The sequence below is a fragment of the Frankia nepalensis genome (assembly GCF_016786325.1).
In the GTDB taxonomy this organism is placed as follows: domain Bacteria; phylum Actinomycetota; class Actinomycetes; order Frankiales; family Frankiaceae; genus Pseudofrankia; species Pseudofrankia nepalensis.
Window position 1 is genome coordinate 13091 of the sequence record NZ_JADWYU010000237.1, and the last position, 10335, is coordinate 23425.

At 72.8% G+C, this 10335-nt stretch carries 8 protein-coding genes; 3 read left to right on the forward strand and 5 right to left on the reverse strand.

Features of this window, described 5'->3' with window-relative positions:
- The coding region (locus I6A81_RS37065) for a diguanylate cyclase domain-containing protein (protein WP_407661441.1) at window positions 1–2213 on the forward strand (2213 nt) is incomplete at its 5' end.
- A 67-nt stretch (window positions 2214–2280) separates the two neighbouring features.
- On the opposite strand, the gene I6A81_RS37070 is transcribed toward I6A81_RS37065, so the two are convergent.
- The 4 genes from I6A81_RS37070 to I6A81_RS37085 all read right to left on the reverse strand — a co-directional run bounded on the left by I6A81_RS37070 (window position 2281) and on the right by I6A81_RS37085 (window position 6025).
- Entirely contained in the window at window positions 2281–3501 is a 1221-nt protein-coding gene (locus I6A81_RS37070) for a cytochrome P450 (RefSeq protein WP_203007167.1), read from the reverse strand.
- A 67-nt stretch (window positions 3502–3568) separates the two neighbouring features.
- Window positions 3569–4057, reverse strand: coding sequence for a nuclear transport factor 2 family protein (locus I6A81_RS37075; RefSeq protein WP_203007166.1), 489 nt, complete (start codon window positions 4055–4057; stop codon window positions 3569–3571).
- 310 nt (window positions 4058–4367) lie between these two features.
- Window positions 4368–4973: a TetR family transcriptional regulator gene (locus tag I6A81_RS37080; RefSeq protein WP_203007165.1), complete on the reverse strand. Its 606-nt coding sequence runs from the start codon at window positions 4971–4973 to the stop codon at window positions 4368–4370.
- A 77-nt stretch (window positions 4974–5050) separates the two neighbouring features.
- On the reverse strand, window positions 5051–6025 hold the full coding sequence (locus I6A81_RS37085; protein ID WP_203007164.1) for an aldo/keto reductase: 975 nt from the start codon (window positions 6023–6025) through the stop codon (window positions 5051–5053).
- Window positions 6026–6621: 596 nt separating this feature from the next.
- On the opposite strand from I6A81_RS37085, the gene I6A81_RS37090 reads away from it, so the two are divergent.
- Window positions 6622–7443, forward strand: a complete 822-nt coding sequence (locus I6A81_RS37090; RefSeq protein WP_307875165.1) for a transglutaminase-like domain-containing protein — start codon at window positions 6622–6624, stop codon at window positions 7441–7443.
- A gap of 276 nt (window positions 7444–7719) precedes the next feature.
- Here I6A81_RS37090 and I6A81_RS37095 read toward each other — a convergent pair whose 3' ends face one another.
- Window positions 7720–8496, reverse strand: coding sequence for an SDR family NAD(P)-dependent oxidoreductase (locus tag I6A81_RS37095; RefSeq protein ID WP_203007162.1), 777 nt, complete (start codon window positions 8494–8496; stop codon window positions 7720–7722).
- Between the two features lie 539 nt (window positions 8497–9035).
- Between I6A81_RS37095 and I6A81_RS37100 the strand changes: the two genes are divergently transcribed.
- Window positions 9036–10271 carry a cytochrome P450 gene (locus I6A81_RS37100; RefSeq protein ID WP_203007161.1) on the forward strand — a complete coding sequence of 412 codons (1236 nt, stop codon included), beginning with the start codon at window positions 9036–9038 and terminating at the stop codon, window positions 10269–10271.
- Window positions 10272–10335 lie beyond the last annotated feature (64 nt).

Genomic DNA, 10335 nt, shown 5'->3' on the forward strand with positions numbered 1-10335 from the left:
GGGGCGGCCCGGGGGGGGGGGGGGCCGGGCCGGCGCCCCCCACGACCGGGACGGCCCGGCTGTGGGTGATGTACCTGACGCCGGTCCTCGAGACGCTGGCCGTCGCCAGCTGGGCGACCTGGCGCGGCCTGCGCGCCCGCCCGCGGGCGCCGGCCGGCGTGGGATCCCGGGCTGGCGTGGGATCCCGGACCGGCCTGGACGGTGGCCGGCCAGCCGACGGTGGCGGCCCGCGACCACCCGCCGTCCGGCGAGGCACCGCCAGGCGAGGCACCGTCTGGCGAGGCACCGTCTGGCGAGGCGCGCTCCTCGAGAGTGGTCGGGACGGCGCCGACCACTGGGCCGCCGAGCGGCGATGGCGGCTGCTCGTCGCCGTGATGCTGGCCCTGGGCACGGTCAGCGGGACCATCTGGCTGGTGGGGCTGGCGTCCGACGGCGCCTCCTGGCCGGGCCCGCTGCCCGCGGGCGTCCTGTTCCTGATCGGGCCGGTGTTCGGTATCGCCGGCCTGCTGTGCATCCCCACCGACCCCGCGCATCCGGCGCTGGCGGCCCGCCCGACCGTACCGGCCCGCGCGGGGCCCGCCGCCCACGCCGGCCCTGACGGGACCACGGCCGTCCCTGTCGAGCCCGCCGCCGGCACGGGGACGCACGGCGCGGGCTGGTGGCGAGCCCACCGGTGGACGGCCCAGCTCACCCTCGACACGATGATCATCGTCGGCTCGATCACCCTCATCACCTGGGAAGGGCTGCTGGCGGACGTGGTCCACCACGGCCGGCTGCTCGGCAAGGACGCCTGGCTGGCCGCCGCGCAGGCCGTCATGCTGGCCCTGGAGGTGGTACTGGTCATCCTGATCGCGGCCTTTCGCCGGCCGCGCAACGTCCCGGCGGTGACGTTCCTGGGTGTCGGCCTGATCGCGGTCGCGTTCTCCCACGCGATGCTGAACTATCTGGGCCAGACCGGCGCCGGCGAGCCCGGGCCGCTGGCCGGCCTGGGCTTCCTCGTCGGCCCGCTCCTGATCGCGCTCGCCACGGCGGCGCCCGCGGACCTGTTCCGGGCTGGCCCGGGCCCGCCCCGCGCCGGCCCGGCCCGCCCGTCCCGCGCGGCCGTCCGCGCCCGCGCCGCGCCCGCGGCGGGCGTGCCCCAGCGGCTGGCGCTGTGGGCGCATGTCTTCCTGCCCTACATCCCGCTGGGCGCCGCCACCGGGGTCGTGGTCGGCCTGCTCGCCGTGGGCCATGGGATGGACACGGTGACGGTGACGCTCGCGGTCGGCCTCGTCGTCGTCGTCCTCGTCCGCCAGCTGATCACCGTCGCGCAGAACACCCGGCTGTTGGCCAGGGTCGAGGCGAGCCAGCGCGAGCTGCGCTACCAGGCCCGGCACGACCCGCTGACCGGTCTGGCCAACCGGGCCGAGTTCGCCGACGCGCTCGCCGCGCGCGTAGCCGCCAGGAACCGCGCCCGCGCGCTCACGATCGAGGCCACCGTCCACCCCGATGGTGGTGGGCCGTGGGACCCGGCCACGGTGGGGCGCGCTGACCCGGCGGAGCGCGCTGACCCGGCGGAGCGCGCTGACACCGCGGAGCGCGCTGACACCGCGGAGCGCGCCGACACTGTGGGGCGCGCCGACGAGGAGCCGGTGTGCCTCGCCGCCGGCGAGGCCGGGGGCGTCGCCACCCGCCCGCGCGCCGCCCGCTACGGGCAGCTCGCGATCCTGTTCTGCGATCTCGACGACTTCAAGAACGTCAACGACACGCTGGGCCACGCCGCCGGCGACGAACTGCTGCGCGCGACGGCCCACCGCCTGTGGATGAGCGTGCGCGAGCAGGACGTCACCGCGCGCCTCGGCGGTGACGAGTTCGCGGTCCTGCTCGACGACTCACCGACGGTCGGTGGATCATCGACGGACAGTTGGAGCACGCCGTTCCCGATCGACGGCGACACCACGGCGCTGACCGGGACGAGGGGTGCCGCGGACGGCCACGCGGCGCCGGGCGACCTGCCCGAGCGGGTGGCGAGGCGGGTCGTCGCGGCGCTCGGCCAGCCGTTCGAGATCGGCGGACGGCCCTACCGGATCCGGGCCAGCCTCGGGCTGGCGATCGAGGACGGCCCTGGGCCGGCGGATCCCGAGGATCTTCTGCGCCACGCGGACGCGGCGATGTACCAGGCCAAGCGCGGCGGCAAGGGCCGGCTCGTCGTCGTCCGTCTGCCGGGACGGTGACGGGCCGGGGCCTCCGTCACCTGGACCTGGCCAGCACCTGGACCTGGCCAGCCCACCCGCTGCCTGCCTACCTCCCGGGCGCGAGCGGGGCGGACGGGGTGAAGCGGACCGGCATGGACTCGATGCCGGAGACGAAGTTGGCCGCGCGGCGCGAAAGCGGCGCGTCGGTCGCCAGCTCCATGTCGGGCAGGCGGTCGAGCAGTCGGCCGAACATCACCGTGAGCTCGTGGCGGGCCAGCTGGTTGCCGAGGCAGAAGTGCGTGCCGAAGCCGAACGCCAGGTGGTCGTTCGGCGTGCGGGTGACGTCGAAGCGTTCCGGGTTCTCGAAGCGCTCCTCGTCGAAGTTCGCCGACTCGTAGAGCAGCAGCATCTGCTGGCCGGCTTTCAGGTCCTTGCCGTACCAGGTCTCGTCGGCGACGACGGTGCGGTTCATGTTCTTGATCGGCGAGACCCAGCGCAGCATCTCCTCGACGGCGGCCGGGATTCGCGCGGGTTCCGCGAGCAGCAGCGCCTTCTGGTCGGGATGCAGCAGCAGGGCCTCCATGCCGCCGGAGAGCACATGCCGGGTGGTCTCGTCGCCGCCGATGAGGATCAGCAGCGACTCGGACTTGACCTCCTGGTCGGAGAGCCGGTCACCGTCGACCTCCGCGTGCACGAGGACGCTGACGAGGTCGTCGGTCGGCTCGGCCTTGCGGCTCTCGACGACCGAGGTGATGTGGTCGTTCCAGCCCGTGTAGGCCTCGGCGGTGCGCGCGACCAGTTCGGGTGACGGGTTGATGTCCAGCGCGGAGAGCATGTCGTCGGACCAGCGCAGCAGCTTGGCCCGGTCCTCGGGGGCGACGCCCAGCATGTCCCCGATCACGATCATCGGCAGCGGGGCGGCGAGATCGCGGACGAAGTCGCACTCACCCGCCTCGCAGACCGCGTCGATCAGCAGGTCACAGACCTCGACGAGGTAGTCGTGCTTGGCGCCGACCCGGCGCGGCGTGAAGCCCCGGTTGACCAGCTTGCGGCGCTTCGTGTGCTCCGGGTCGTCCATGTCGATCATGTGCGGGATCTGGCCGGTCCTCGGCCGGGAGCCGTGCGCGCTGGAGAAGCGGCGCGGGCTCTTCTCCGCCTCCAGCACGGCGGCGTAGCTGGCCACGCCCCACAGTCCGCTGCCCTCGTCGAAGAACACCGGCTCGTTGGCCCGTAACCAGGCGTAGACCGCGCGTGGGTCGCCGTGCTCGCCGGCGTAGAAATGCCCGTCGAGCAGGTTGAGATCGGGGCGGACGGTCGGTGCTGTCATCGGACGCTCGCCTTCGGGTTCGTGCCGGGTGGGTGAGGCAGGGGCCGACGCCGTCTCGGTCCGGCTCTCAGGCCAGGCCGGTGGCGTCGAAGACCCAGGACAGGTCGGCGGCGGCCAGGCTCTCCTGCCAGCCGGGAGGCGCCGCCGCCATCAGCGTGTTCATGTCCCAGTAGTCGCGCCAGAGGGCGATCACGCCGTCCTCGATCCGCTGGACGGAGACGAACGGCAGGGTGACCCGCTCGCCCGTCGGCCACCCCCAGTGCTCCTCGTGCTCGGTGACGACCGTGTCCCCCTCGGCCACGATCCGCGACTCGCCGTGGCTGTACTCGGACAGCCCCGCCAGCGCCAGCCTGAGCCGGGCCTCGATGTCCCGCGGGCCGCGCGCCGCGGCCGCGGGCGTCGTCGGCACGTCGTAGTAGATCGAGTCCGGTCCGAAGAAGCTCCGGATCAGCGGCCAGTCGCGCGCGTACAGCGCCTCCCAGAACGCCGCCGCGACCTCCTTCGCCGCCGGGTCCTCCTTCAGCGCCGCGACCGGCACCGTCCGGGCCTCACCCATGGCCGCCACCCCTCGTGTCCGCGGACCGCGCCCGGGCCTCGCCCGCCGGCCCGCGTCCAGGGCGGGCGGAGTCTGGTGAGTCAGCGGCCGATACCTGACAACCCATCAGATCCGCAAGCTAACACCGCGACCCGCCTCGCGCACGCGCCCGAGCACCCTCCTCGGCGGTGAGCCCGCCGGCGCCAGGTCCCCGGCCCGGCGTCCGGTGGCGCCGCCTGGCGCGCGGCAATACAGCCCGAGCAGGCTCGACCAGCCTGTCGGCGCGGGTCGGAGGGTCAGCGCGGGTCGGAAGGTCGGCGCGGGTCGGAGGTCAGCGCAGGTCGGGGAGGGTCGCGAGGGCGTCGAGGAGGGTGTCGGACAGGGAGTCGGTGCCGCCGTGGGCGACCCAGCGTTCGAAGGCATAGCTGACGACGCCGCAGAGCGCGGCGGCGTAGGCGCCGGCGCGCGCGTCGTCGGGACCGACGCCGAGGCGCGCGGTGACCGCCTTCTGGAAGGCCGCCGCGGTGCTGACGGCGCCGCGGGCGAGCGCCAGCAGCACGGTCTCCGGTGAGCGGTGCACCGCCAGACCCCAGGCGAGCAGGAGCTCGCGGTCCGCGTCGCGCCCCTGGTCGGTCTCCCGGACCGCGGCCGAGAACGCCTCGACCAGCGACTCGTGCGCCGGCCGCGCCCGGACCCGGGCACACAACAGCTCGATCAGGCTGCGCGGCAGGGAGGCCAGGACCTCGTCCCGGCTCGCGAAGTACCGGAAGAACGTGCGCATCGAGATCCCGGCGGCCGCGGCGATCCGCTCGACCGTCACGTCCTGCGGCCGTTCGTTCGCGAACAGCGTCAGCGCGGTGCGTTCCAGGTGCCGGGAAACGCGCTCGCGCCGTAGCTCCCATCCGGTAGGACGGTGCTCAATGGTCTCGGCGCTCATGCCGGGCATCATCCCGCACCAACGCAAGACTTTCCCGGGCCAAATGGGCAGCCCCACCTTCGGGCTGGCGGTGCCGTCTACCAGCGGTGATGGACCAGTTCGCGGATCCTGCGGTCGTAGAGGTCGCGGATCGATTCCTCGAGCGGCTCGTCGAGCGGCGGCGCCGCGGCGGCCGCGGCGTTGTCGACGACCTGCGCCCGGTTGCGCGCGCCGGGAATGACGGTGGTGACCCCCGGCTGGTCGATCACCCAGCGCAGCGCGAGCCGCGCCGGATGGTCGGACAACGCGGCGAACTCACGCGCCGCCGCGACCCCGGTCGCGTAGTCCACCCCGGAGAAGGTCTCGCCGACGTCGAACGCCTCGCCCTTCCGGTTGAAGGAACGGTGGTCCGACGGGTCGAAGACGGTGTGCTCGTCGTAGCGCCCGGACAGCAGCCCCGAGGCGAGCGGGACCCGGGCGAGCACCCCGACGCCGGCCGCGCGCGCCGCCGGCAGGAACTCCTCGACGGGCTTGCGCCGGAACGCGTTGAGGATGATCTGGACGCTGGCGACGCCCGGGCGGCTGACCGCCGCGAGCCCCTCGGCGACCGTCTCGACGCTCACGCCGTAGTGCGCGATCCGCCCCTCGGCGACCATCGTGTCCAGCGCGTCGTACACCTCGTCGCTCGTCAGCACCGCCGACGGCGGGCAGTGCAGCTGCACGAGGTCGAGCCGGTCGACGCCCAGGTCGCGCCGCGACCGGTCGTTCCACGCCCGGAAGTTGGCGAGCACGTAGTTCTCGGGCAGCTGCGCGAGCCTGCGGCCCATCTTGGTGGCAACCATGATCCCAGAGCCGGGGTGCTCCCGCAGGAAGCGGCCGATGAGGCGCTCGCTGCGGCCGTCGCCGTAGACGTCGGCGGTGTCGAACAGGGTCACCCCGGCCTCGGCCGCCGCGGCCAGCACGTCGAGCGCCGCGTCCTCGTCGACGGCGCCCCAGTCGGCGCCCAGCTGCCAGGTCCCGAGCCCGACGACGGACACGGCTCGGCCGGTCCGTCCCAGCACCCTCTGCTCCATGCGGGCGATCCTAGGTGGCGCCGGCCGCCCCGCGGCCAGGGCGCACAAGGCACACGGCCAGGGCGCACAAGGCACACGGCCAGGGCGGACAGGAAGGAGGCGGTCGCCCGCGAGGGCTTTCGTGTGTGGCCGCCCTCGGCTTCCGAAGCGGTCAGCTCAGTGGTGGCGTACGAAGAGTGATTCCGCGTCATTCGGGTTCAGGTCATGCGGTGGCCATGCCCGCGCCCCGCGTCTACCCGATCGCATTCAGCGGATACTCCGCAAAGAGCCGGTCGACCGATGGGAATCGTCGCGCCCGCCTACGCGATCTTCCTCGAGGTGTCTCCGACGTGGTAAAATCCGAAGAGGCTGACGATTTGCTAGCATCGATATGATATCGATGTGGTTGTTGGTTGTTGCCATCCGGCGGGGTGCCGTCGGGGTGAGGCGGCCGTCGTGACGGCGCGGGGAATGCTCCGGCCGGCAGGCGCCGGGGCGCTGGCCGGTCCGACGGACGCGATCCCGCGCACCGCCAGGGTGACGCCCCCCACATGACCGACGTGTCGTCGGCGGATTGCCGACCGTCCACACATCCCGGCGGTGAGGCAGCCGACCGCGTGGTCAGTTGTGACCTCACGTTCGAGGTCGAGGAACCCGCGGACATCGTCCTTCACATCGCCGCCGCCAACAGCTGGGTAGTCCATACCGAGCGGCTCGACGTGGCGACTGACGGGAAGGCGCTCCCGGCGCCGGTCGAACTGGCCACACCGCACGGCGGTCGGCTGCATCTCCTGCGCACGCCCCGGGGAATCCTGTCCGTGTCCTACCGGGCGGAACTCACCGCCTCACCTGACTCAGCCGGCCAGCCGGCCGCGGCCATCCGCCGCGACCTGCCGGACCTGGCGCAGTTGACCTACCTGCGGGCCAGCCGTTACTGCCCGTCGGATCAGGCCGTCGGATTCGCGGTCGCCGAGTTCGGCCACCTGCCACCCGGACGAGCCCGGGTGGAGGCGATCACGCAGTGGATTGAGCACAGGGTGGGCTATGTCCCGGGCTCCAGCAACGTTCACAGCTCCGCCACCGACGTCCTGCTCACCGGGCAGGGAGTATGCCGGGACTTCGCCCACCTCGGGATCACCCTGTGCAGGGCCCTTCAAATACCGGCACGATTCGCCGCCGTGTATGCCCCGGGCCTTGCTCCGATGGACTTCCACGCCGTCTTCGAGGCATGGTTCGACGGCGCCTGGTGGACCTACGACGCCACCCGCCGAGCCCCTCGGAAAGGCATGGTCCGCGTCGCGACCGGTCGCGACGCGACGGACACCGCCTTCCTCAACGTCCTGCGAGGCATCATCGCCCTCCGATCGATCGAGGTGACCGCCACGGTCTCCGGCGTACTTCCGCTCGACGACAACCTCGCGCTCCACCGGCTCCGCTGAGCGCCGTCCAGAAGCCGCCTGGGAGCAGCCAGCCCAGCCGGTGACCCCCGTCGGCGATCAGGGGCACTGGGCGGGATCCCGGTCCGGAAGGCCAGCAGGCACTGTCGGGGGCAGGCGACGACGACGGCAGGCCTACCGACACAACCGACACAGGAGCAAAGGATCGCCACGAGTGATCCGCGCTGAAGGATTCGTCTTCCTTCTGATCGGCCAGCGGTTGGTCGCCATCGTTCCCGCCATCGCGGACTGTCGGATCCCCCGAGAGCCGGCAGCCACCTACTGCGCGAAGGAGATCCCGCCGTTCAGCGGGTAGGTCTGACCGGTGATCCAGGACGCCTGCGGGCTGGCGAGGAAGACGGCCAGCGCGGCGACGTCCTCCGGCAGGCCCGGGCGGCGGATCGTATAGCGGGCCATCAGCTTCTTGGCCATGGGATTGTCGGGGTCGGACCAGGTCTTCTCGGTGACGGGCGTGCGCATCGTGCCGAGCGAGATGTTGTTGACGGTGATGCCGTGCCGGCCGTTCTCCAGCGCGAGCGCCCGGGTCAGCCCCGCGGCGCCGGCCTTGGCGGTCGCGTAGGCGGCCATGTTGGCCTCGCCGGTGCGGCCCGAGTCGGAGATGATCGTGACGATCCGGCCCCAGCCCTTGGCGATCATCGCGGGCAGCGCGGCCCGGCAGCAATGGAGGACGCCGTAGAGGTTCACCCGCAGGAAGGGCTCCCACTGGGCCGGTTCGGTGTCGACGAACGTCGCCAGGCCCGACCAGCCCTCCGCCCCGGCGTTGCCCGCGTTGTTCACCAGCACGTCGACGCCGCCAAGCGCCTTGACCGCCGCCGCCACGGCCGCGTAATCGGTGACGTCGAAGGGGCTCGCGACCGCGGCGCCGCCGACGGCCGTGATCTCCTCGACGACCCGCGCCGCGCGCTCGAGCCGCAGGTCGTTGACCACCACCTCGGCGCCCGCCGCGGCGAAGCCGAGGGCGATACCCCGGCCGACGCCCTGCCCGGCGCCGGTGACGAGCACCCGGTGCCCCTCGAGATCGAGTTCCATCGCCATCCTGGCTCACCACTCCCATCACCGCGCCACCGCTCCGGCGCCGCCGCCCGTGGTTCGCGGACGCCTTGTCAGGCGCCAAGGGCACGACGAGCATCGTTCCGCGCCCCTGGCGTCTGACGCGACCCGTCGTGGCCTCGGGCGGGTGGGAGGCCCACCGGGCGGTGCCGCTCAGCCGGCCTCCGCCGCCGACCTCCACGTCCGGCCAGCCCTCGGAGCATCGCCGACATCCTGTCCGACAGTGCCAGGGGCACGAGACCGGTTCAGGCCCGCCCCCGGCGTCTGACAGGATTGCCCGCGACGTCGAACAGGATGCGCGCGAGCCGGGTCAGACCGCGATGGGCGGCGTCGGACCCTGATGGCGGCAGGAGGGCGCGGCGGACGCCCGAGGCCGAGAGACTCCGTCGGGGCTTGGGAGGCCGCCCGCCGAGAGCCTGGTGTTTCGCGCGACGACGAGCGAAGATATCTACACCTTTGATCGGGCGCGGCTCCGCAGGCCCCATGCACGGCCCGCCTGCGCCGGCCCGAGGTTGGGGAGAACCATGACAGTGGCGACCACCACCGCCGCGCCGACGATCGACCTGCTCGACGCGGCGTCGTTCGCGAACGGCCAGCCACACGACCAGTTCGCCTGGCTGCGCGAGCACGACCCGGTGCACCGCCACGGCGAGCCCGACGGCCCCGGGTTCTGGGCCCTCACCCGCTACGACGACGTCCGGCACGTCGCCCGCGACCCCGCCACGTTCTCCAACTCGCCGTCCGTGCAGATCGCCGACGTCCACGGCGACGGCGCCGCTCTGGGCGACCACCAGATGATGCTGATGATGGACCCACCGCGGCACAGCAGGTACCGCAAGCTCGTCAGCCCCGACTTCGTGCCCCGCTCCGTACGACCGCTCACCCACCGGGTCCAGGCACTCGCCCGCCAGATCGTCGACGCGGTCATCGAACGCGGCGAGTGCGACCTGGTCGACGACCTCGCCGGCGAGATGCCGTCGCTCGTGATCGCCGACCTGCTCGGCATGCCGCTGGCCGACGGCCGCGAACTCTACAAGCTGACCGAGCTGATCCACGCCGCCCCCGACACCGTGCCCGACGGCACCCAGCTCAACGCCGCGATCAAGATGTTCACCTACGCGAGCGACCTGCAGGCAGCCAAACGCAGAAACCCGGGCGAGGACCTGTCGAGCCGGCTGCTGGCCGCCGAGGTCGAGGGCCACCGGCTCGACGAGATGGACTTCAACCTGTTCTTCATGCTGCTCATCGACGCCGGCGGCGACACCACCCGCCAGCTCGTCGGCGGCGGCATGCACGCCCTGTTCGAACACCCGGACCAGCGCGCCGTGCTGACGGCGGACCTGGACGGCCGGCTCGACACGGCGATCGAGGAGATGCTGCGCTGGGTCAGCCCGGTCGTCTACATGCGCCGCACCGCCACCGTGGACACCGAACTACGCGGACGAAAGATCAGCGCCGGCGACAAGGTCGTCCTGTACTACGGCTCCGCCAACCGCGACGAACTGGTGTTCACCAACCCCCAGACCTTCGACGTCACCCGCTCCCCCAACGACCACATCGCCTTCGGCAGCGGCGGCCCGCACTTCTGCCTCGGCTCCCACCTCGCCCGCGTCGAGATCGCCGCCCTGCTACGCGAGATCCTCACCCGAATGCCCGACCTCGAACCCGCCGGCCCCACCGAATGGCTGACGTCGAACTTCATCTCCGGCCCCCGCCACCTCCCGGTCCGCTTCACCCCGGGCCCGAAGCTCGGCGCCTGACCCGAAGCCCCTCGACCCGGAGTCCCTCGACCGACGCACGCGGTGGGTGGGCCGCCCGCCGGGC